Below are 23,674 nucleotides of genomic sequence, written 5' to 3' on the forward strand. Positions count from 1 at the left end.
AAAATTAATTTCTTGGTTAGGAGAGGCAAAAGGCAAAAGGCAAAAGGCAAAAGGCAGTTCCTTCCTGTCTTCGTAGTTTTTTCCACTCCCTCGCCAGCAGGACTATATCCTAGAATACATTTTACCCAGCAAACCCAAGAGAGCCTATTTTGCCTCTCCCCTTGATTGTCTTTAATCGGGATGACAGGATTCGAACCTGCGGCCCCTTCGTCCCGAACGAAGTGCGCTACCAAGCTGCGCTACATCCCGAAAATTTTCAGCTAAATCATCATAGCATATTCGGCCTTGAGTGGGTCGAGACTTGCTAGGATATTAGGGATATAGGCAAAAATTATCGGAGTAGTTCAGGCGTGACGGTAAAACCAGAGTGGTTACGGGTAAAAGCACCGCAATGGCAGCGAGTCGGCAGTGTTAAGGAAGTTTTACGCGATTTAGGCTTAAATACCGTTTGTGAGGAGGCTTCCTGTCCCAATATCGGCGAATGTTTCCACGCGGGGACGGCTACCTTTTTAATTATGGGTCCTGCTTGCACTCGCGCCTGTCCTTACTGTGATATAGATTTTGAGAAAAAACCCCAACCTTTAGACTCCACGGAACCCCAGCGACTAGCGGCAGCCGTGCAACGTCTCGATCTTAATCATGTAGTGATCACTTCTGTCAATCGCGATGATTTGGCCGATGGTGGCGCTAGTCAATTTGTCCGTTGTATCGAGGAAATTCGCCGCATTTCTCCGAAAACCACCATCGAAGTGCTGATTCCCGATCTTTGCGGCAATTGGCAGGCTTTAGCTTTAATTCTTGCCGCTAAACCCGAAGTTTTAAACCATAATACCGAAACTGTTCCCCGTCTCTACCGTCGTGTGCGTCCCCAGGGGGATTACCAGCGTTCCCTAGAATTATTGCAGCGCGCTCGCGCCATTGTTCCCGCTACCTACACAAAATCGGGCATTATGGTGGGATTGGGGGAAACCGACGAGGAAGTGCGGCAAGTGATGGACGATTTACGGGCCGTCGATTGTGATATTCTCACCATCGGGCAGTATCTGCAACCATCGCCAAAACATCTCGGTGTGCAGGAATTTATCACCCCTGAACAGTTCCACGCTTGGCGCGAATATGGGGAATCTCTGGGATTTTTACAAATTGTTGCGAGTCCCTTGACAAGAAGCTCTTATCATGCTGAACAAGTCAGAGCCTTGATGAATTTGTACCCGCGAGAGTCTTGAGATGGGGCAGCAATTGCTCAAAAGCTCGTCCTCGATGGCTAATTTTTCTTTTTAATTCGGGAGACATTTCCGCAAAGGTTAAAGCGTACTCGGGGACATAAAAAATCGGATCGTAACCAAAACCACCTTTACCCCTAGGACTGGTGAGAATTTCTCCCGTGCAGATTCCTGTGGCGCTCAAGGCAATCTCACCATCGGGACGGGCGATCGCAATTACACAGACAAAACGGGCCGAACGATCCTGATTATCTCCTAATTCTCTGACTAGGCGATCGATTCTTTCTCGATCATTTTTACCATAGCGGGCCGAGTAAATCCCCGGGGCATTTCCTAACCCAGTTACTTCCAATCCCGAATCATCGGCGATCGACCATTCTCCCAATGTTAGGGCAATTTGAGCAGCTTTTAAATAGGCATTTTCAGCAAAAGTCGCCCCGGTTTCCTCAATCTCTAAATAATCGGGTTTTAACTGCAATTCTAGGTCGATATTAGTTAAGTATTCCCCTATCTCTGCCAATTTACCCGGATTACTCGTGGCTAGAATTAATTTTTTCATAATCGCTACAATAATAGATGAAACCCTAATTGTGAGGAAAGCCTATCGATACCATCTTCGGCAATACCCAGGGACTGAAAGCCAGTCAGATGAAACAGCTACAAAGGCTGTACCATGAACGCTTGCCTATCGATACTCTCACCACCCCAGAATTCGCCCAAAGACTGGCGGCTATTAGTACCGATATTCATCAACCCCTCTGCACCTATATCAACCGTCGCGGCCAGGTAATTCGTGTGGGAGTGGGAACCCCCCGACAAACCCAATTTTCTCTCTTGGAACTACCCCGCTACGGTTCCGAACGTCTTTGCGGAATTCGTTGTATCGCCACGGAACTCAAGCAGGAACCGCCAAAAGAATCCAGTTTAACCGCCATGGCTCTGCAAAGATTAGACGCACTGGTGATCTTAACATTAACCGGTACAGGTATGATCCGTCGCGGTGGTGGGGCGACTGGTTATGTGGAGCAGGTCTATCTGGCGCATCTCATACCACAAAGTCAAACAAATGTCAATAGTAATATATACTGGTCTGTCTCCCCGCCCTTAAATCTAGAGGATTTAAGCAAACAGGACTTTTTAGAGTTAGTGGAAGGACTAGAGGCGGAGTTTCAGCGCGAATTTACCGCTATAACCGTTGATACAGCCGAAGATCGGGTGCTATTGGTTGGTTTAATGACCGACAATATGAGCGATCGCCAGTTTGAGGACGGTTTAAGCGAATTAGAGCGTTTAGTTGATACCGCCGGGGGCAAAGTTTTGCAAGTCACCCGACAAAAACGGGATCATCCCCATCCTCAAACAGTGATCGGTTCGGGAAAAGTGGCAGAAATCGCCCTACAGGTGCAAACTTCGGGGGCTAATTTAGTTGTATTCAATCGCGATCTTTCTCCCGCCCAAATTCGCAATCTAGAGAACCAAATCGGGGTGAGAGTAGTGGATCGCACCGAGGTGATCCTGGATATTTTTGCCCAACGGGCCCAATCCCAAGCGGGTAAACTACAGGTAGAATTAGCCCAATTAGAATACACTTTACCCCGTCTGACCGGGCGCGGATTAGCCATGTCGAGATTAGGGGGAGGAATTGGCACTCGCGGACCGGGGGAGACAAAATTAGAAACAGAACGCCGAACTATTCAACGTCGTTTATCCCGTCTCCAGGATGAGGTGGATCAGCTGCAAGCTCATCGTTCCCGTTTACGCAAACAACGGCAAAAACAAGAGGTAGCCAGTGTGGCGATCGTCGGTTACACCAATGCGGGAAAATCTACTTTAATTAATGCTCTCACCGCTGCCGAAGTGTATACCGCCGATCAACTGTTTGCTACCCTCGATCCCACCACCCGACGCTTAACTATTACCGATCCCCTCACCCAAGCATCTCACCCCCTCTTACTAACCGATACGGTGGGTTTTATCCATGAATTACCCCCCTCGCTGGTGGATGCTTTTCGGGCAACTTTGGAGGAAGTAACGGAAGCAGACGCCTTACTCCATCTGGTGGATCTCTCCCATCCAGCTTGGGAAAGTCAGATTGCCTCGGTGTTAAAAATCCTCTCGGAGATGCCGATTCAAACTGGTCCAATGTTAATGGTGTTTAATAAGTTGGATCAGGTAAAAAGCGACGATTTGGAAATAGCTAAGGAAAAATATCCCCAAGCTGTTTTTATCTCGGCTATTCGGCGGCTAGGATTGGAAACTTTAAAACAAAAGTTAATCGATTTAACCGCTTAAGTATAGCAGTAAGCTGTCAGTATTCAGGAGACAGGAGTTAGGAGTCAGTATTCAGGAGATTATTTTTATTTATTCTCCCCACTTCATTCCTAATTCCTAATTCCTAATTCCCACTGATAACCTAGGAACTATGCAAACAATCTTTCAGCGCGTAGGCTACCTGTTGTTGTTCATCAAAGCTTAAATCGGGGAACATAGGTAAAGATAACACTTTTTCACTGGCCAATTCAGCCATGGGTAAATCACCTTTTTTATAGCCTAAATACTGATAAACCGGCTGTAAATGTAGGGGAATCGGATAATAAACCATCGATAGGACATCTTTTTCCTGCAAAGCTGCCCGAATTTGGTCACGATTTTCCGTTAGGATTGTGTACTGATTCCAAACGTGCTTACCCCCGGCTAAAGCGGTGGGTAAAGTGATATTAGGCAAAGGTTGCAGTAATTCCTGATAACGTTGGGCAATCTCGATCCGTTGATTATTCCAAAAATCGAGATATTTCAGCTTAATTTGCAAAATAACCGCTTGAATGGCATCTAAGCGGCTATTCACCCCGATTACCTCGTGGAGATAACGCACCTTGCTGCCGTGTTCTTTAATCATGCGAATTTGTGCCGCTAACTCGGGGTTATTGGTGGTAATTGCGCCACCATCGCCACAACCGCCTAAATTTTTGGTGGGAAAGAAGCTAAAACAGCCAATATCGCCGATACTCCCCACTTTCTGCCCATGCCATTCTGCTCCCGTTGCTTGCGCGCAATCCTCAATCACCAATAAATTATGAGAACGAGCGAAATTTACCACCTCAGACATATTGACAGATTGCCCAAAAAGGTGTACTGGGATAATCGCCTTAGTTTGGGGAGTAAGTGCTTTTTCCAACAGTGCCACATCGAGGTTAAAAGTATTAATATCGATATCGACAAAAACCGGCACTGCCCCGACTAAATTAATCGCTTCGGCGGTGGCAATAAACGAAAAAGTAGAAGTGATTACTTCATCCCCCGCTTGAATACCGAGGGCGCATAGTGCCAGATAAAGGGCATCAGTCCCCGAATTACAGGCAACACAATCGCTAACACCGTGATAGAGGGCAAATTGTCGTTCTAATTCGCTCACAGCTTCGCCACCAATATAGCGCCCAGAACGGAGGATTTCTAAAACGGCATGGTTAGCTTCTTCGCTGATGACTTGGTATTGACGGGATAAATCGACGGGGGGAATTGTACTCACGCGCTTTCACTCAAATTAGAGACTAATCGGGATTTGTCGGCGAAAAGAAGGAATAACGAAGGCAGGAGGCAGGAGGCAGTTTTTGTAACGGGGCATAAATTCCCTTTACAAAAACTTTTCGCCTTAAGGCGAGGTTTTAGAGCCGATTTTTTTGATAATTAGTCAAAAATAATTATAAACTTGCTATTTATAGATGAAGTACCCTTGTAATTTGTTTCTTTTATTTTTATGGATGGATTAGTAGAACTAAATCTGGTGGATTTGGGTTGGGCTTTGGGGATGATGGGTATTTGTTTAGTCCTCTCCCGTTGGTCAAATTTAGCTCTAGAGGGACAATTATTATTGGCGACTGGTCGATCGATCCTGCAATTATTAGTGGTAGGCTACGTTATCGCCGTTATTTTTTCCCTTGATAATCCTCTGGCAGTGCTGGGGATTTTGGCAGTAATGATGACTATCGCGACTATTGTTGCTAAAAATCGCATTGATAGCCGGGATAAAGCCCTATTACCGCTAGTTTTCGGCTCTTTATTGATTAGTAGCTGTCTAACTTTAGGTTATGCGATCGCTCTAATTATTCAACCAGAACAATGGTACTCACCCCAATACTTGATTCCCTTGACGGGGATGGTGTTAGGGCAAGCGATGAATAGTGCCTCTTTAGCCGGGGAAAGATTAAGCAGTACCATTAAAAGTCACCGTTTGGAAATCGAAACCCATCTTTGTTTAGGGGCAACCCCGCAACAAGCGATCGCAGATTATCAAAAAGCGGCGATTCGAGCTAGTCTAATCCCCACCCTCAATCAGATGATGGTAGTGGGTTTAGTCAGTTTACCCGGAATGTTCACCGGACAGGTATTGGCAGGAAGTGAACCTTTAAACGCCGCTTCCTACCAGATACTGATCCTGTTTATGATTGCCCTAGCCAACCTAATCACCGCTCAATTGGTGACAGAGGGAATCTATCGGCGCTTTTTCAGTGAGAATTTATCACTGCTCAGTTAACAGTTAACAGTTATCACCCACTGTTCACCGATTACTGTTTACTGATAACTGGTTTAGCTTTTCCACTTGCTGGCGACGACTTCAGCGAGATCAACCACCCGTTGGGAGTAACCCCATTCGTTATCGTACCAAGCGATAACTTTCACCATATCGCCACCCATCACCATGGTGAGACTAGCATCAATGATCGAGGAGGCATCAACACCGCGATAATCAGAGGAAACGAGAGGTAAATCATTATATTCGAGAATTCCTTTCAAAGAATTTTCCGAAGCTTCTTTGAGGACTTCGTTTACCTGTTCTGCGATCGTGCTTTTTTCCACTTGCGCCACTAAATCCACCACAGAAACGTTAGGAGTGGGTACCCGCAGGGCGATACCGTTAAGTTTCCCTTTCATTTCCGGGATAACTAAGGCTACAGCTTTAGCGGCACCGGTGGAGGTGGGAACGATGTTAACGGCTGCGGCGCGAGCGCGACGCAGATCCCGGTGACTAGCATCCAGAATCCGTTGATCACCAGTGTAACTGTGGGTGGTGGTCATCGTACCTTTGATGATGCCGAAGTTTTCGTGAATCACTTTGACGACAGGAGCCAGACAGTTGGTGGTACAACTGGCATTACTGATGACGTTGTATTTATCGTGTTCGTATTCGTGAGCGTTGACACCGACGACATAGGTTCCCACACCCGAACCTTTACCCGGTGCGGTAATGAGGACTTTTTTCGCTCCTGCGACAATATGCTTAGAAGCGCCCTCTTCATCAACGAAAACACCGGTAGCTTCGATCACTAGATCTACACCCCATTCTGCCCAGGGCAGATTGAGGGGATTGCGATCGGAATAACATTTAATGGTTTTACCGTTAACAATTAAAGAATTATCATCGGCATCGATATTAGCGTTAAGTTTGCCTAACATCGAGTCATATTTGAGCAGGTGAGCGTTACTCCGGGGATCGGATGTATCATTGATCCCCACTACCTCCAAGCCACTATTAGTCCGTCCTAACCAACATCTTAGGAAATTACGTCCAATCCGTCCGAAACCATTGATCGCTACTCTAATCACTGCTGCTTGCCCTCTACGTTTTAGTGCAATACATAAAAAAATAATTAATGTTCCCAATCATACCTTAAAGGTTGAACTTTGCGATCCTGATCGGAAATAATTTATTACCTCGCCAATTCTATCAGGTTTAAATGAGGAAATTTAATTGATTAAAGCGATTTAAAGGCAAAATTAGCCTAAATAACCGCTAAAAAGTTCTCATAACCCCATTCCCTCTTTAGCTGTCCGCCTTTTCGGCGATCAGCTCTGAGTTTTCAGTTTACTGATTACTCAAAGATACCCGCTCCTCTTATCCTCAAAAAAAAAACTCGTTTACTTTTCTGCAAACGAGTTCACTTTCCATGATAAGATTAATAGTCCTGTGATTTATTTAGCAACTGCTACTGCTACCTTGACTGGCTGGGGCTGCAGGTCGCGCAAACTTGGGAAAAGGAAGTGGTTTTCCTCCACATATTGCGCTCCAAACAGTCCTTTTTCAGCCCAGAAATAGCGATCAGTTGTATGCTCGTTACGCTTAACAATCAATAAAGCTGGTGGGCTAATGCCTATAGCTTGAATATACTTACGCGCCGCAGTTACGGGTTTATCCTCGCCACTTTCAATACTATACTGGGGTACAAGTTCAAGTATCTTACGTCCTTCTTGACGACGGCGACTTTTACGTTTCCGTTTTCTGGCCAACCCAATTACCTCCTATTTTGGCTAATCGTTGTAATGATAGTTACAAAAGCCGTAGCGATTATATCCCTTCTAGACCAAGAAATCAAGTGTCTCTCACAAACCCAATTACAGACAAGTTTGACTAGAAGCTAGACTGAGACTGTGTTTAAGTTTTTGTTACAAAAACACCCCCCCAAATCCCGATACAAAACTTATTATTCTTAAACTTTTTTTAATATATACCGTGATCCACCCCTAAAATAATGACCAAACCCTTGTCCTAATTGCTTTTTACTGGCTGCACTCGACCCAAGAGAATCGCCCTTCTCTCCCCTGTCAACTGGGAAATAAAACTCGCAGCCCTAGCTTTATCAAGGTTTTCTGATTTTTTACTTTTTACTTTCTTGGTATGCCCTTCTCTTTCCCCTCCCGGACTCCCCTGAGTAATGATTTTATTGCCCTCTGTCAGGCACAGATGGAACTTTTGCGGGAGCAAATGGAAGCGGACAGAAGTGCGGTTTATTTAACTGAACCTTTATCGAGCGATTTAATCCCAGTCGTTGTTTATCCGCCCTTTAATCCCCCTTCTCCCCAAAAAAAGCGGCTTTCCTTACAACCAGGGCAACCGGTGGCCGACCTGTTAACTGCGGTTAAATTAGAAGATTTATCCCACCTCTGGAGTAATCAGGAGAGCGTCAGCGGTCATCGCTTGTTTTTACCCTTAATGTATGAAGAGGGCATGATCGGATTATTGGTGACAACCAGAGAAAAACGACCTTGGCAAAGTTGGGAATTAACCCAGATGGAAAAAATCACCCAAACCCTCGCTTTAGCCTGTGTACTCGATCGCCAATTGGGAGAAGAACGTTATTATCGACAATGGCAACGTCAGCGCCTCGATACCTTTCTCCATCAAATCCGCAATCCCCTCACCGCGTTAAAAACCTTTGGTAAACTTCTACTCAAAAGGCTTTTAGCCGAAGAAGGTAACGATCCCGCCATTACCGGTATATTAAGGGAAAGCGATCGAGTTCGCGACTTAATCGCCGAATTTGAGGGACAAATTCAGCAAGAAAGCGAAAATTACCCCACTGTCGATATTCCTCTCCTGCAAGCGCAATCTTCCCCCACTGCCTTTCTCTTGCCTGCTGGCAGCACTCAGCTAACTCCGATCGATCTCCATGATCTTCTCGATCCGCTGCTCCTTTCGGCCCAAGCGGTAGCCAAAGAGAGAAATATCAGTCTAGAAACGATTTATGGGGAAGATATACCACTTATTCGCGCCAATATCCCCGGTTTGCGGGAAGTATTCAGTAATTTAATTGATAATGCCCTCAAATATACTCCTGCTGGCGGAAAAGTCACCGTCGAGGTGGAGAATGTTAAGAATAGTGTAGAAATTGTTTTTAAAGACACGGGTTATGGTATACCGAGGAGCGATCAAGAAAGAATTTTTCAACGTCACTACCGGGGAGTGCAAGCGGGGGGAGATATACCCGGTACAGGATTGGGGTTAGCGATCGCCAAAGAATTAATTACCAGCATGGGGGGGAAGATTGAATTGATCAGTCCCAATCCCGAGCAAACAAGTTCCCTCTACCCCGGCACGGTTTTTCGGGTTCATATACCAGTTATAGCCGATGATAACCTCAGTACAGAAACTTGATCTGGTCGTAAATTCTGCCTATTTTCTCCCTCGGGGAATCTCCCGATCGATCAGTTAAAATATATCGGAAATATCATTTTTACTGGTAACTTGGCTGTGAAGCAAAGAATTAACTAATTATGCCGACGATCGAACAATTAGAACCCGCTAATAAGGCCGATGTGTTAGTATATATGCCCTACTATGCCAAGGACAAACATAGTATGCTGCCCTATGCGATCGCTTTGTATCAGGGAGGATATTTAGAAGGTCGTCGTCGCATAGAAAATAGTGAAGGGATTCCCTTTGTCGCCTCTTGGTATGTATCAAAATTGCCCTCGGAGTTAACCCGTTGTCGTTTACAATTTGAAGGACAGGCCGACCTAAGCTATGAGATGACAATTATTAACGCCGAGTTGATCGAATATCTAATCGGTGCAATTAAAACCTTTAAGCAGCTAGGTTCGGCCGACTTTTCGCAGGGATTTTATCGGAAACTGCTGCGATTTGAAGGATAAAAATCGAGATTGTACGGGTTAAAAGGAGCAAATCGTGGCGAAATCAGCCAAATCTATACTTATCTCTTCCCTAGAACCCCTCAGTGGTAAATCGGGAACTGTCGTCGGTTTAGCGCATCTATTGCGACAAAAAGGACTAGAGATAAGTTACGGCAAACCAGTGGGCAATTGTCCGGGCTACGTCGATGGGCAATTGGTCGATGAGGATGTAGAATTTATTCGGCAATTACTAGAATTATCCCCCGAGCGGCTGCGTTTACCAGTGATTTACACAGATGTGGATTCCGTTGCTAAACGTTTACAAGGTGCAGATAAACAGGACTACGGCAATATTCTTGCTGGTTATCTCGATCGAGTTAACAGTGATATTACCCTCCTCGAAGGGCCGGGGACTCTCTGGGAAGGGAGTATTTTTCAGCTGTCGATGGGGGAGATGGCCAAAATTCTCCAGACTCCGATCCTATTGGTGGCCCGCTATAGTTCTCCCCTGATTGCCGAGAGTCTGCTGAAAGCAAGAGAGGAATTAAATAATCAGCTGCTGGGGGTAGTGATTAGCGATATCCCGGCCGATGATTGGGAGGAAGTACAATCTCTCCTGAAACCCTATTTGGCCGGCCAAGGAGTGGAAGTTTTAGGACTGTTACCCGCTAGTAAACTGCTGCGTAGTATTAGTGTTCGGGAAATTGTCCATCTTTTGGGGGCAAAAGTATTATGTCGGCCCGATCGTTTAGATTGGATGGTAGAAAGTTTAGCGATCGGGGCAATGAATGTCAACGCCGCTTTAGAATATTTTCGCAAGGGGGAAAATATGGCCGTGATCACGGGCGGCGATCGCACAGACCTACAGTTAGCTGCCCTAGAAACTTCTACCACCTGTTTGATCTTAACTGGTTCCATCTCTCCGGATCCCCTGATTCTGGGCCGGGCCGAAGATTTAGAAGTCCCGATTCTCTCGGTAAATTTAGATACTCTCACCACCGTGGAAATCGTCGATCAGGCCTTCGGGAAGATTCGCTTACAGGAACAGGTAAAAGTCGCTTGTATTCGACAATTAATGGAGGAACATTTCCAGATCGATCGCCTGTTAGAAAAGTTAACAATAGGGGCGTAATTTCTCCCCAGCTGCCGAGAATTTCATGGGAAATCACTTCATGACTCCATCACCCCCCCCTGTGTCCCCTCCGGTCAAAGAAAATGACTGGAGCTTACTATTAAGATTACTTCCCTACGCCAAAAAGCAAAAAGCCCTGCTATTTTGGTCATTAATACTTCTTTTTCCCCTATCTCTGACGGGGGCGATCCAACCCTTAATTATCGGTCAAGCGGTCTCCCTTTTGCAAAAGGAACAAACTTGGGGTTTTTTGGCTCAAATGCCCTTAACGGCAGCCATTAACACCTTAATTATTATCCTGTCGGCTGCGATTATTTTACGACTGATTTTAGGGACAATGCAAGGTTATCTAGTGCAGAAAGTCGGTCAGTCCATTACTGCTAATGTCCGGGAAGATTTATTTAGCCATGTCACCTCCCTTTCCTCCAGTTTTTTTGATCGCTCTCCCGTGGGACGTTTAGTCACCCGTTTAACCAGCGATGTGGAAGCATTAGGAGAAGTTTTTGCTAGTGGCGCGATCGGAGTTGTCAGTGATTTAGTCTATATTGTAGTTATCATCATCACCATGTTTACCCTGCAATGGCAATTAGCCCTATTGTTGGTGTTGATGTTATTTCCTGTCACTGCTTTAATTATCTTTTTTCAAAAACAATATCGCAGCGCTAACTATCAGGTACGCGAGCAATTATCAAAACTTAATGCCCAATTACAAGAAAATGTAGTCGGAGTTAATATTGTTCAATTATTTCGCCGCGAACGCTTTAACGCTGAAATGTTTCGCGCTATCAATACTCACTATCGGCAATCCCTAGATAAAACAATTTTTTATGATTCGGCCGTCTCAGCTACTTTAGAATGGATCGGATTAATTGCCGTGGCAGGAGTATTATGGTTAGGCGGTATTTTTATTCTCCAGAAAACCATTGATTTTGGGGTTCTATCGGCTTTTATTTTATTCTCCCAACGTCTCTTTAATCCCCTGCGTCAGTTTGCCGAAAAATTTACCATGTTTCAAGCGGGGTTTACTGCTATCGAACGCATTGGGGAATTAATTAGTATTCCCATTGAAATCACCGATTCTAACAATTATAAAGAGATATCTTTCCCAGAAAAACTTAAAACTGGCGAGATTATTTTTGAAAATGTTTGGTTTGGTTATAAACCGGATGAATATATTATCAAAGGTCTCAATTTTACTATTAATCCGGGGGAAAAAGTCGCTTTAGTCGGTCCCACTGGTGCGGGAAAAAGTTCAATTATTCGTCTTCTCTGTCGTCTTTATGAACCAAATAAGGGCAGAATTCTAGTGGATGGTATCGATATCCGTTATCTTCCCCAAGCGGAATTAAGACGTTATATTGGTGTCATTCTCCAAGAAACTTTTCTCTTTGCTGGGGATGTTACTCGCAATATTACTTTAGGAGAAAATTATGATTTTGAGCAGGTGAAGGCAGCGGCTAAATTAACTAATATCGATCACTTTATCGAGGAGTTACCCGATGGTTATCATACCCGTTTACGCGAACGGGGCGCAAATTTGTCGGGAGGACAAAAACAATTACTCGCTTTTGCGAGAGTCGCTATTCGTAACCCAGAAATTTTAGTTTTAGATGAAGCTACTGCTAGTTTAGACGTGGGGACAGAAGTATTAATTCAAGAAGCTTTAGAACAGATTTTAGTCGATCGTACTGCTATTATTATCGCTCATCGTCTCTCCACTATTCGCGATGTCGATCGAATTCTTGTGCTGAAACGCGGGGAATTAGTCGAATCGGGAACCCATGAAGATTTATTAACCAAAGACGGCCTCTACGCTAGTTTGTCGAAAATTTGGGTTTAAAACCGCGAAGTTCCAGCATTTGTCTTAAATTTTCCCATTCTTTTGCAAATAATCGACTAATGCCCATAATCCTAAGCGATAACTTTGGGCCCCAAAACCGCTAATCTGTCCGATAGCTATATCGGCAATGTAGGAATGATGACGAAAAGACTCGCGTTTGTAAATATTGCTTAAGTGTACTTCCACACAGGCAATTTTTGTGCCTAAGAGTGCGTCGCGGATGGCGATACTGGTATGAGTATAAGCTGCTGCATTAATCAAAATACCGTCATGCTGACCCCATGCTTGCTGAATCCAGTCCACTAATTGCCCTTCCTGATTGGACTGGTGCGCGGTTAAATTCACCCCTAAACGGGTAGCTTCTTCGCTTAAAAACTGGTTAATCGCTTCTAAATTGACGTTACCGTAGAGATTCGGCTCTCTTTTCCCCAATAGGTTTAAATTCGGCCCGTGTAAAACCAGAATGCTTAGTTTATTCACCACTGTCCTCCCTATGATCACCAGAATTAATCTTATCTCTATCAGGGATTATTGCCTATCAACAGCATTTTTGCCGCTACGGTAATCAGACTAAATCCAGTTATTAAAAACTGATTCTCGGAATAAATAGCTGAAAATTTGTCAAAACGTCGTGCTTTGTAGGTTGATTCATGAATCAACCTACTATGAGAGCAAAACCTGTACTTCCCTGCTTCCTAGGGTCGTTTCATTCTCTAAGGAAGCAGCGATCGCCGATAAATTGGTAGGGAGGGGAGTCCTTAATCAAGCACCCCCTGTGCGACAATGTATCGAGTTTGCCCTTGGCTAAAACCATTAATTGATGACCTTACCCATACAAGTTTTACCCCAAGACGTAATTGATTTAATTGCCGCAGGAGAGGTAATCGACTCTTTAGGTGCTGTGGTGCGAGAATTAGTCGAAAATGCCATTGATGCGGGGGCAGATAGGATTACCATCGATATATCTCCCCAAAATTGGCGAATACAAGTATCGGATAACGGCAGGGGAATGTCTAGAGAAGATTTGCAACTGTGTAGCTATGCCCACAGTACCAGCAAAATCCGCCAACGGGACGATCTTTGGCAGATTACCAGTCTCGGATTCCGTGGTGAAGCTTTGCACAGTATCGCACAGGTGGCGCGTCTGCGGGTTGCCAGTCGCCATGACGATGATTTAGGTTGTTATTGTCTTTACAATCACCAAGGCGAGCCGGATAATTTAGAAACGATTCCTATAGCTATCGGCACTATCGTCACGGTAGAGAATCTCTTTGGTAACTTTCCTGTGCGTCGTCAAGCTTTACCGTCAATTAACAAACAATTAAAGGATATACAGACTTTAATTCATAATTTTGCTCTCTGTCATCCCCATATTACTTGGCAGGTTTTCCAAGATCATCAAGATTGGTTACGCATCAGTCCGGGTAAAGATGCCAGTCAAATATTACCGCAATTAGTTAAATCTCTGCATTTTAACGATTTAGCAGCCCTAAAACTTGACTTAACGACTCCTGACGCAGAATTGGCTCAAATTGAATTAGTCATCGGTTTGCCCGATCGCATTTCTCGCCATCAACCGGATTGGGTTAGAATTGCTGTTAATGGGCGAATGGTGCGCTCATCGGAGTTAGAACAGGCAATATTTAAAGCTTTCGCTCGCACAGTCCCTAAAGATCGCTATCCCGTTTGTTTTCTCCATCTACATCTTAACCCCCGTTCGATCGATTGGAATCGTCACCCAGCCAAAGCGGAAATATACCTGCATAACCTCATTTTTTGGCAAGAACAGATAATTTCAGCCATAGACAAGGCGTTAGGACTAAATCCCGAACATATACCTGAAAAAGCGCAAAATCAGCGCGTCAGTCAAATTCTCAAGGCTGCCGAGGAAAAAAGCACCTATACAATAGGGGAAAAATCCAGGAAAAATCGGCTGGAATTAAAGGCATTAGCCCAAATTCACCAAACTTATATAGTTGCTGAACATCCTAACGGATTATGGTTAGTGGAACAACATATTGCCCATGAGCGGGTTTTGTACGAACGTTTAGAGGATAACTGGGAAATCGTGCCGTTAGATACTCCGATCATCTTAAATCAGTTAACTACTCGACAAGTCGAACAATTACAACGTTTAGGATTAGAAGTTGCTAGTTTTGGCGATCGCTCTTGGGCTATTCGTAGTATTCCTGTTCTACTAAAAGAGCGCGAGGATCGGGCCGATGCTTTACTAGAATTAAGTTTAGGGGGCGATTTACAAACCGCTCAGGTTGCTACCGCTTGCCGTAGTGCGATCCGCAATGGTACAGCTTTAAGTTTAGAAGAAATGCAGAATTTACTCGATGATTGGCAAAATACTCGTAATCCCCGCACCTGTCCCCACGGAAGACCGATTTACTTATCCTTAGAAGAAACCTCGCTCGCTCGCTTCTTCCGTCGTCATTGGGTAATCGGCAAAAGTCACGGCATTTAATCAGTTATCAGTGATCAGTTATCAGGATTCAGGATTCAGGAGTCAGGATTCAGGATTCAGGAGATTATTTTTATTTAGGGTTGGCTGAATAAATCTAAAAACCTTGTTGGATAAGGTTTTTAGACTTTTTTCCCTCAAAAAGTGCCGACCATTGGAGTGATCAGGGGGAAAATTCAGGTGCTTTTTCCCCGAAAATTAGGTAATTGACCTCCTCAAAATCGGTAAAACCCTACACCCTACACCCTACACCCACCAGCAAACTTTTTCAGCAGACCCTATTTATTCTCCTCTCCCTTCTCCCATCGGGTGAGATGCGTCTGATGACGCATCCTCTCTGTTTAGGTTTTCTTACATTTTGCTGAGAATACGCTGGACGATATCCATTCCTGTGAAGGCTTGCCAGCCAAAAAGACCTAAAATGACGGCATTAAGGGTAATATGGGTGATTCTAGCCAATTCGTTGCCTTTTTGCATTAAAGGTACTAAAGCGGCACTAATCGAGATTAAACCCACCATCCCTAAACCGGCCAGCAGATGGGGCCCGACAAATAATTTACCGTTATTAATATAAGTCACCGCCATAGCCCCGATCGTCCCCAACACCATTAAAGCGAGGATGAGGGAGCCAATTTGATAGTGTTTAGTGCGAAAATCCTTGGGCAATAATTGTTTTTTTAGGTCTTTATCTGCTGTCCGCGTCCGTCGCCATTGTAGCCCCGAATAGAGGGCATAGATAGTTAATCCTAATAAAACCCACATGAGAATGGGATGGCCAAATTGTGACCAAGTTTTTACGGCACTGGGAATCTCGAAGTTCATAGTTGTCTGTTCTCATCAAAGATCGCTTCTTAATAAAAATTAACATGAATCGCTCGCGCTTCCTTGTTTTCTGGGTCACTGGACCTGTCATACTAAATTCCGTTTAAAAGCTATAGGAGAGTGAGGTGTGGGGAGAATAAATAAAAATAGTCTCCTGACTAAGCTAAGACGCATTTAACCCGCTTATTCTTAGATTAGCCGAACCTCCCCCAATCCCTTTACTATTGCCTTTTGCCTTTTGCCTCTTGCCTCGTCTCAACAAGCAATTTAAATTACGAACAGCTTATCTTTGTTCAAACCAACGTTTAAATCAACCAAGGTCGATCGCAAATCGCTATGATAGAATATTGGGTCTTTAATTTCCGTCCCCTTCTCCCCTTATGAAACTGCCTGTCGTCGCTATTATCGGTCGTCCCAATGTGGGCAAATCTACCCTCGTCAATCGTATCGCTGGAGATCAACAGGCGATCGTTTTCGATCAACCCGGGATTACCAGAGATCGCACCTATCAACCAGCTTTCTGGTGCGATCGAGATTTTCAAATTGTCGATACAGGAGGGCTAGTTTTTAACGATGACAGCGAATTTCTCCCTTTAATCCGCGAACAGGCTTTAATCGCCCTAGCAGAGGCAAGTGTGGCGATTTTTGTCGTCGATGGCCAGGCAGGAATTACCGCCGGCGATCGAGAAATTGCCGCTTGGTTACGACAGCAAAATGTGCCGATACTTTTGGCAGTCAATAAATGTGAATCGGTGGAACAGGGTATCCTGCAAGCGACGGAATTCTGGGAATTGGCCATCGGTGAACCCTTCCCCATCTCGGCCATTCACGGCTCTGGTACAGGAGAACTACTTGATGCCCTGATTAAATATTTGCCACCCGGGGCGGAAATTCCCGAAAATGAAGAGATTAAAGTGGCAATTATCGGTCGTCCTAACGTGGGTAAATCCAGTCTTCTCAATGCTTTAACCGGACAACAACGGGCGATCGTCAGTCCGATTTCGGGAACCACCAGAGACTCGATCGATACTTTAATTGAACGAGAAGGACAGGTGTATCGGTTAATTGACACCGCTGGCATTCGCCGTAAGAAGAATGTGGACTATGGAGCCGAATTTTTCAGTATTAACCGTGCTTTTAAGGCAATTCGCCGGTCTGACGTGGTGCTATTCGTCATCGATGTGCTAGATGGTGTCACCGAACAGGATTTAAAATTAGCGGGGCGAATCATTGAAGAAGGGCGTGCGGTGGTGCTAGTGGTCAATAAATGGGATGCGGTGGAGAAAGACACCTACACCATCAATACTTATACCAAAATGCTCCAAGATCGGCTGTATTTTATGGATTGGGCAGAAATGATCTTTGTCAGCGCCATGACGGGGCAAAGAGTCACTAAAATCCTCGAATTAGTCGATATTGCCGCCGAATCTCACCGTCGTCGCGTCAGTACCTCGGTAATCAACGATGTGATCGAAGATGCGGTTAAATGGCACAATCCCCCCACCACCAGAGGCGGAAAACAGGGGAAACTATACTATGGCACGCAAGTATCGAGTCAACCCCCCACGATCGCCCTTTTTGTTAACGATCCCCAGCGCTTTAATGATAACTATCGCCGTTACATCGAAGGGCAATTCCGGCAACAGTTAGGCTTTAAAGGAACCCCGATCCGCTTAATCTGGCGCGGCAAACCGGCGCGAGAAGTGGAAAAAACGGTTAATAGAGCCACCAAGGTCTAATTTATGGATTTATTGCGAAGTTTGCCCATCGGTCTTTATCTCGATCAACCGATTACTCGACTACATCAACTAGATGCGCGGGTAAAATTTATCTGGTTAATGGCTTTTTTAGCAGCACCTTTATTGGCTAATCCTTGGTGGCGTTTAGCTTTGGTGGGATTGTTAATGTTTTTAACCCTGCTTGCACCTATTCCCCCCCGCGTCTGGCGGCAACAGATGGGCTGGCTGATATTTTTGGCGATTATCGTCTTTCTGATTACTGCTATCACTCCCGATGGTTTAGCGGTGAGTATTCAGCCGCGTTTACCGGAGGAAGGGCTGAATTTACCGCCAGCAAGTGATTATCAGTATGTTTTATGGGATAGAGGCCGTTTATTTGTTACCCGACGTTCTTTGGAATTAGCAGTGAGAATTAGTACGTTAGTTTTTACTTTGATTTATAGCACTAATCTCTTTTTGTTGACGACGGCCCCGGAAGAAATTACCGAAGGGTTAGAGAATTTAATGAGTCCTTTACGGCGATTTAATGTGCCGGTGACGGAAATTTCTCTGACTCTTACCCTGTCTTTGCGCTTTATTCCTCTGGTTTTAGAAGAAGTGCAAAATCTGGCTAGGGCAGTGCGAACTAGGGCGATCGATTGGCAAAAATTAGGGATTAAAAGAAGTTTAAACGTCTGGTTAACAGTAGTGGAAAAATTACTAGATAATTTGCTTTTGCGTGCGGAACAAATAGCGATCGCTATGGAGGTTCGCGGTTTTACCAGTCCCAATCAGCATCAAGTGCGCTGGCACCAATTACAGTTAAGATGGGCTGATTTTATCGCTTTATTTTTGTTAATTCCCTTTTGGGCAGCCCGATTAGTTTGGGGTGGTTTATAGCAGTTATCAGTTATCAGTTCACTCATTACTGTTCACTGTTCACTGAAAATACTTCCCATTGCCCTTGATTGACTGGGTTTTAGCCTACTTGTGTCTTGAAATACTTCCTTTGCTGTCTGAAATCACACAAGTCCTGATATAAAGACTGTATGATCATAGTCGGAGTAAATTACATTGTGGCGATTGCTTCCCGCCTCTAATCTAGACTGTATCGGGATTTGTCATCGCTAATTGTAATGGTGATCTTTGACAGCCAATGATTTTTTAAGTCTGTTAGCACGCTATGTCTATTCTAAATCAAGAAAATCCTCAGCTAAAAACTCTCAGCCTGTTTCAAAAATACCAAAAAACAGGGGATAATAAGTTATATTATCGGATAAAGGTAGAGGCTAGTACACTGTCTGTCACAACTAAAGAAAAAAGGTATTAGCCTTGCAAATTAGGGCATTCTCAAACCCGACAGGCCCAAGAATAACAATGAAGGGAAAAGGGGTTAACCTTTGCGGTTAACAATTTGGATCTTCTGGTTTCTCTGTGAAAACGAGGTCTATACTGATAGTTTCTTGCTCGGCTCGTCCGAAGTCATCGCCGAACGTCAAAATAGCCCTAAAAGTATTGCCCGATAAGCATTTCACGATTCCCTAAGCAAAAACGATTACACAAAGTCGAGAAGAGCAGCAATTTCCTACTAAAGATAGATATTTAAACACATCAAAAATACTATTTATAAAGGTAAGTTACAGCGTTTCTTATCAGGATGGAGTATGACGGGATTTGGCATTGGGCAAGGCGCATCTAATTTTTGTAAATCCACTAAGTTGGGATTTTTAAAGGGAAACTCCCCGCTAAAATTGGGTGTTAATTCTAATTTTATCACTCAATCCAAGCCTTTGGGCGGTTCTACCTCCCCTAAACCCCCCCCTCCGTGGACGAAGTGCCTCCCCCGAACGCCAGATTAGATCGATTGTATTATTTTTTCCGGGAAATGCTTACAAGCAGTTGTTGATGTGTTTGTAATCATTTCAGGGTCACTGATAATTGCTGATTGTCGATGTTCCTGCAAATCTCCGATGCACCCATTTGGCATCATCTCCAGAGGACTGCTACTGTTCCGACGTTCCCCAAAACTAGAGATTTCCTCCCTAACCATCAAGATAACCGCTATAGCTACAGCAACTAACAACTAAACAACTATGATCAATCCAGATATTCGCCATAGTGCCTATTCACCCTCATTCACGACTAAACAGCATCCGCGAAAAGTAAATCAGCAATTAGAAGTCAGAATTCGGCAAAACAATCAGGAGTTAGCAGCAGCGTTAGAAAAGCTACAATCCTACGCAGAAAAGCAGACTTTAGCTGTAGAAGTGGCAAATGTGGGACTATGGGATTGGGAGCTAACCACTGCCCCAGAATACCCCCCCCTAGACGGGGAAAAACTAGCAGACCTAATCCAGGGCGCTTGTACTCCCTACAAAAAAGAATATATAAGACCCGATGGTAATATAGTTCCCGTGATCATGGGTTACGATTTGGTAGCTACAAAAAGAGGGGAAATGGTGGCGATTCCCCTTAATTTAATCCCTGTTAAAGAGACAGGGCTACAAATACAGAGTTTGAATGCGACTTTGACTAAAATTAGCCAACTTTTAGTCAAAAGAAACCAAGAATTAGAAAGTTTTGCCTATGTGGTTTCCCACGATTTGAAAGCACCTTTACGAGCGATCGCCAATCTTTCCCAGTGGCTAGAAGAAGACTTAGAAGAAAATCTCACCGAAGAGACGCGCCACAATCTGCGGCTACTTCAGCGGCGAGTTTATCGTCTCAAAACCATGATTGAAGGTTTGTTAGACTATTCTCGCATCGGTTTAAATTCTCTACCAGAAGAAACGGTAAACCTGACAGAATTAATCGAGGAAATTATCGCAAGTTTAGCAGTACCTCCTGATTTTACTATCGAAGTCAAGTCACCTTTACCAACTCTTGTCACTAAACGTTTATTGTTATCTCAAGTATTTTCTAATCTAATTAGTAACGCCATTAAACACCATCATGACCATCAAGGACACGTTGAAATTCAAGCTATCGATCGAGGTGATTATTACGAGTTTAGCGTCAAAGATGATGGACCAGGTATCGCCACCGAACATCAAGAAAAAATCTTTGAGATTTTCCAGATACTAAATTCGCGAGATCAAAAAGAAAATACAGGGATAGGTCTATCAATTGTCAAAAAAATTCTTGATAATCAAGGAGGGAGAATTTGGATAGAATCCCAAGCAGGTGAAGGGGCAACTTTTTATTTTACTTGGCAGAAAAATACTCCTAGTTAAACCCCAACTAAGTTGATAACCGTGGTTTTTACTCCTCTGTTTTAAGATGGGTTTTGACCCATAATACTAAATCCGCTGAGTATAGGCTACATATCAGGAGAGGCACTCCTGCAAGTGGAGCGACTCTTAAATTATGACAGATGTATTAGCAGCTGCGTGTAAGCATCCCACCGAAAAACTAATGCGCGGGGGGTTTGGGGGCGGCGCCACGCCCCCAACGGGGGGGTTGGGGGGTAGAACCCCCCAAAGGCTTGGATTGAGTGATAAAATCGGAAGTAATACGGCCATCCGTTGAGTATGGGCTACATATCAAGAGAGGCACTAATGCAAAACGGAGAAGCAATAATCAGTTTTTAATAACTGGATTTAGTATAAGCTCTCAGCCAAAACCAGAGGAAAAGTGCCAATTCAAGTCTGAATTGGCGTGTTTTTAAGTCAGAATCAGGACAATTACTGGATAGATGTTGTAATTTCTTTCCAGGTAATTATCTGATCGGGATTTCTTTCATAATCATCAACTTAAAAAGATTTAATCGTGTTTAAAGATTCGGTAACGTGAGCTTTAAAATCTAACATAGAATCAAAAATATGTCTGACGATTCCCTCTTTATCAATGATATAGGTAACTCGTCCGGGGAGGACGAATAAGGTAGAGGGAACACCGAATAATTTCCGCACTTGGTTATCGCTATCACTTAAAAGGGTGAAGGGAAGATTATATTTTTGGGCAAATTGTTGATGAGATTGGGGACTATCGGCACTAATACCAATAACTTCCGCACCCGCATCGGTAAACACTTCATAACTATCGCGGAAAGCGCAGGATTCTGCGGTACAACCCGGAGTGTCATCTTTGGGATAGAAATAAATTACTAGGGATTTTTTACCGATTAAATCGCCGATATTAACCGTTTCCCCTGTTTGGGAAGGGAGAGAAAAATTGGGAACTTGATCGCCTACTTTTATAGCTGCCATAAGATTAATTAATCGATAGATAATTGTGGATAGGTTGATACTTTACATTCTAACCTTTTTTGGCCTTTTGTTTAGCGCGTTTAGCGGCAGCTTTGGCCGCTTTTTCCGCTTCAATGCGTTTTTGTTCGGCTTTTTGTTTTTCTTCGTCTAGTTTTTCTAGATAATAGTGATAATCTCCAGCATAGGCAATTAATTCGCCGTCCCGAATCTCGACAATTTTGTTAGCTACCTGGGAGATAAAATAACGATCATGGGAAACAATTAAAACCGTGCCTTCATAAACTTTTAAAGCCGATTCTAACATTTCCTTGGCGGGAATATCGAGGTGATTGGTGGGTTCATCGAGAATTAATAAGTTAGCGGGAGCAAGTAACATCTTGGCTAAAGCAAGACGCGCTTTTTCGCCACCACTCAAAGATTCTACTTTTTTTAATACCGTTTCCCCACTGAATAAAAATCGCCCTAAAAGACTGCGAACTTCCACATCTTTCCAATCGGGAACTTCATCATGAATGGTATTTAAAACAGTTTTAGTTAGGTCTAAAGCTTCCGCTTGGTTCTGCTCAAAATAACTAGGAATAACGTTATGTTTACCGATTTCGATCGAGCCTTCTGTGGGAGCTTCTAAACCAACAATTAAGCGTAAAAGCGTCGATTTCCCCGCTCCATTCGGACCTAAAAACGCCACTCGATCGCCCCTTTCTATTTCCAGATTTGCTCCCAAAAAGAGAATTTTATCATCGTAAATGTGAACAAGATTTTTGATAGTTACCACTTCTCGACCACTACGCACTGCTGGAGGAAACTGGAATTTTAAGGTACGCACATCGGCGATTGGTGCTTCAATTTTTTCTACCTTTTCTAATTGTTTTTCCCGGCTTTTTGCTTGGGTGCTACGGGTGGCACTGGCCCGGAACCGATCGACGAAAACTTGCTGTTTTTCTAGTTCTTTTTGTTGACGTTCGTAGGCACTTAACTGAGCGGATTGTTGTTCGTATTTTTGCTGTAGGTAGGCAGAATAATTACCTAAATAAGTGGTAGAAACTCCCCTTTCAGTTTCGACAATTTTGGTACAGAGGCGATCGAGAAATTCCCGGTCGTGGGACACTATGACCATGGGAGTGGTTAAATCCTTGAGGAATTTTTCTAACCATTCAATGGTTTCTAAGTCTAAATGGTTAGTGGGTTCATCGAGGAGTAAAATATCGGGAGTTTGTAGGAGAATTTTGCCTAAACTCATCCGCATTTGCCAACCACCACTAAAGGAACTTACCAAGCGATCGCCGTCATCAATAGTAAAGCCCATTTCTGGTAAAATTTTCTCGATGCGTGCTTCTAATCCATAACCATCTAACCCTTCAAATTGTCTTTGTAAGCGATCCAATTGATGAATTAAGCGATCTAATTCTTCGGGATCGGCTTTTTCCATGTGCTGGGGAATTTCTATTAGTTGATGGTGGACTTGATTCGCTTCTTGAAACACCGTCCAAAATTCCTCGCGTACCGTCCGACGGGGATCCACTTCAAATTCTTGGGTAAGATAGCCGATATGGAGACTGGTAGGACGGATGATCTCCCCGGCGGTGGGTTCCACTTCCCCCATAATAATCTTTAGTTGGGTGGATTTTCCGGCCCCATTGACTCCCACCAACCCGATGCGATCGCCAGTTTTTACTTCCCAAGTGACATCTTTTAACACTTCTCCCGTCGGGTAAATCTTACTAATTCTCTCTAGTCGTAGCATCGCTGATTTTTCTCCAGTCCTAGGCCGGTGAGGCAGTCCGCCTTTATTGTAACATTTAGTTAAGCTTTATCTGGTCTTTGTCAAGTTTTCTCGATTGAGCCACCCGACAGTATT

General features: G+C 44.1%; 19 protein-coding genes, 1 tRNA gene and 1 pseudogene. 12 read left to right on the forward strand and 9 right to left on the reverse strand.

The window, feature by feature from the left end; translation table 11 throughout:
- Positions 1 to 175: 175 nt before the first annotated feature.
- Positions 176 to 249: transfer RNA gene (locus tag myaer_RS05655), tRNA-Pro, on the reverse strand.
- A 71-nt stretch (positions 250 to 320) separates the two neighbouring features.
- Between myaer_RS05655 and lipA the strand changes: the two genes are divergently transcribed.
- On the forward strand, positions 321 to 1,226 hold the full coding sequence (gene lipA, locus myaer_RS05660; RefSeq protein ID WP_071846421.1) for a lipoyl synthase: 906 nt from the start codon (positions 321 to 323) through the stop codon (positions 1,224 to 1,226).
- On the opposite strand, the gene rdgB is transcribed toward lipA, so the two are convergent.
- Positions 1,189 to 1,782, reverse strand: coding sequence for an RdgB/HAM1 family non-canonical purine NTP pyrophosphatase (rdgB, locus tag myaer_RS05665; RefSeq protein ID WP_046661338.1), 594 nt, complete (start codon positions 1,780 to 1,782; stop codon positions 1,189 to 1,191). The two genes, lipA and rdgB, sit on opposite strands and share 38 nt — an antisense overlap.
- A gap of 89 nt (positions 1,783 to 1,871) precedes the next feature.
- On the opposite strand from rdgB, the gene hflX reads away from it, so the two are divergent.
- Entirely contained in the window at positions 1,872 to 3,515 is a 1,644-nt protein-coding gene (hflX, locus tag myaer_RS05670) for a GTPase HflX (protein WP_045359504.1), read from the forward strand.
- Between the two features lie 121 nt (positions 3,516 to 3,636).
- Here hflX and myaer_RS05675 read toward each other — a convergent pair whose 3' ends face one another.
- The gene (locus myaer_RS05675) at positions 3,637 to 4,749 is read right to left on the reverse strand and encodes a DegT/DnrJ/EryC1/StrS family aminotransferase (RefSeq protein WP_046661339.1); all 1,113 of its coding nucleotides are present in this window, start codon (positions 4,747 to 4,749) and stop codon (positions 3,637 to 3,639) included.
- Between the two features lie 228 nt (positions 4,750 to 4,977).
- On the opposite strand from myaer_RS05675, the gene myaer_RS05680 reads away from it, so the two are divergent.
- Positions 4,978 to 5,754 carry an ABC transporter permease gene (locus myaer_RS05680; RefSeq protein ID WP_046661340.1) on the forward strand — a complete coding sequence of 259 codons (777 nt, stop codon included), beginning with the start codon at positions 4,978 to 4,980 and terminating at the stop codon, positions 5,752 to 5,754.
- A 53-nt stretch (positions 5,755 to 5,807) separates the two neighbouring features.
- On the opposite strand, the gene myaer_RS05685 is transcribed toward myaer_RS05680, so the two are convergent.
- Together myaer_RS05685 and myaer_RS05690 are read right to left on the reverse strand one after the other, a co-directional pair.
- Positions 5,808 to 6,824 (reverse strand): type I glyceraldehyde-3-phosphate dehydrogenase, encoded by a 1,017-nt coding sequence (locus myaer_RS05685; protein WP_046661341.1) that lies wholly within the window; start codon positions 6,822 to 6,824, stop codon positions 5,808 to 5,810.
- A gap of 366 nt (positions 6,825 to 7,190) precedes the next feature.
- Positions 7,191 to 7,505 (reverse strand): DUF3155 domain-containing protein, encoded by a 315-nt coding sequence (locus myaer_RS05690; RefSeq protein ID WP_046661342.1) that lies wholly within the window; start codon positions 7,503 to 7,505, stop codon positions 7,191 to 7,193.
- A 388-nt stretch (positions 7,506 to 7,893) separates the two neighbouring features.
- On the opposite strand from myaer_RS05690, the gene myaer_RS05695 reads away from it, so the two are divergent.
- The 4 genes from myaer_RS05695 (at position 7,894) to myaer_RS05710 (ending at position 12,598) form a co-directional block, all read left to right on the forward strand.
- Entirely contained in the window at positions 7,894 to 9,150 is a 1,257-nt protein-coding gene (locus tag myaer_RS05695; RefSeq protein ID WP_046661343.1) for a GAF domain-containing sensor histidine kinase, read from the forward strand.
- Positions 9,151 to 9,269: 119 nt separating this feature from the next.
- Positions 9,270 to 9,647, forward strand: a complete 378-nt coding sequence (gene ebsA / locus myaer_RS05700) for a type IV pilus biogenesis protein EbsA (protein WP_046661344.1) — start codon at positions 9,270 to 9,272, stop codon at positions 9,645 to 9,647.
- A 34-nt stretch (positions 9,648 to 9,681) separates the two neighbouring features.
- Entirely contained in the window at positions 9,682 to 10,758 is a 1,077-nt protein-coding gene (locus myaer_RS05705; RefSeq protein WP_046661345.1) for a phosphotransacetylase family protein, read from the forward strand.
- A 40-nt stretch (positions 10,759 to 10,798) separates the two neighbouring features.
- Positions 10,799 to 12,598 (forward strand): ABC transporter ATP-binding protein, encoded by a 1,800-nt coding sequence (locus tag myaer_RS05710; RefSeq protein WP_046661347.1) that lies wholly within the window; start codon positions 10,799 to 10,801, stop codon positions 12,596 to 12,598.
- A gap of 24 nt (positions 12,599 to 12,622) precedes the next feature.
- Here myaer_RS05710 and aroQ read toward each other — a convergent pair whose 3' ends face one another.
- Complete coding sequence (gene aroQ / locus myaer_RS05715; protein WP_046663614.1) at positions 12,623 to 13,078, reverse strand: type II 3-dehydroquinate dehydratase; 456 nt, start codon at positions 13,076 to 13,078, stop codon at positions 12,623 to 12,625.
- 340 nt (positions 13,079 to 13,418) lie between these two features.
- Between aroQ and mutL the strand changes: the two genes are divergently transcribed.
- Complete coding sequence (mutL, locus tag myaer_RS05720; RefSeq protein ID WP_046661348.1) at positions 13,419 to 15,071, forward strand: DNA mismatch repair endonuclease MutL; 1,653 nt, start codon at positions 13,419 to 13,421, stop codon at positions 15,069 to 15,071.
- A gap of 348 nt (positions 15,072 to 15,419) precedes the next feature.
- Here the strand turns inward: mutL and myaer_RS05725 are convergent, their stop codons facing one another.
- Complete coding sequence (locus myaer_RS05725; protein ID WP_046661349.1) at positions 15,420 to 15,890, reverse strand: DUF4079 domain-containing protein; 471 nt, start codon at positions 15,888 to 15,890, stop codon at positions 15,420 to 15,422.
- Between the two features lie 380 nt (positions 15,891 to 16,270).
- On the opposite strand from myaer_RS05725, the gene der reads away from it, so the two are divergent.
- The 4 genes and pseudogenes from der to myaer_RS05750 all read left to right on the forward strand — a co-directional run bounded on the left by der (position 16,271) and on the right by myaer_RS05750 (position 20,841).
- A complete protein-coding gene (der, locus tag myaer_RS05730) occupies positions 16,271 to 17,629 on the forward strand; it encodes a ribosome biogenesis GTPase Der (RefSeq protein WP_002741006.1) in 1,359 nt (452 codons plus the stop codon).
- 3 nt (positions 17,630 to 17,632) lie between these two features.
- Positions 17,633 to 18,508 carry an energy-coupling factor transporter transmembrane component T family protein gene (locus tag myaer_RS05735; protein WP_046661350.1) on the forward strand — a complete coding sequence of 292 codons (876 nt, stop codon included), beginning with the start codon at positions 17,633 to 17,635 and terminating at the stop codon, positions 18,506 to 18,508.
- Positions 18,509 to 18,791: 283 nt separating this feature from the next.
- Positions 18,792 to 18,875: pseudogene (locus tag myaer_RS22440) on the forward strand (RNA polymerase sigma factor SigF); the annotation flags it as partial.
- Positions 18,876 to 19,701: 826 nt separating this feature from the next.
- Positions 19,702 to 20,841, forward strand: coding sequence for a sensor histidine kinase (locus myaer_RS05750; protein WP_052734164.1), 1,140 nt, complete (start codon positions 19,702 to 19,704; stop codon positions 20,839 to 20,841).
- A gap of 519 nt (positions 20,842 to 21,360) precedes the next feature.
- On the opposite strand, the gene myaer_RS05755 is transcribed toward myaer_RS05750, so the two are convergent.
- A complete protein-coding gene (locus tag myaer_RS05755) occupies positions 21,361 to 21,816 on the reverse strand; it encodes a peroxiredoxin (RefSeq protein WP_046661351.1) in 456 nt (151 codons plus the stop codon).
- 49 nt (positions 21,817 to 21,865) lie between these two features.
- Positions 21,866 to 23,560, reverse strand: a complete 1,695-nt coding sequence (locus myaer_RS05760; protein WP_046661352.1) for an ABC-F family ATP-binding cassette domain-containing protein — start codon at positions 23,558 to 23,560, stop codon at positions 21,866 to 21,868.
- Positions 23,561 to 23,674: the final 114 nt, after the last annotated feature.

Source organism: Microcystis aeruginosa NIES-2549, assembly GCF_000981785.2.
GTDB classification, from domain to species: Bacteria; Cyanobacteriota; Cyanobacteriia; order Cyanobacteriales; family Microcystaceae; genus Microcystis; species Microcystis aeruginosa_C.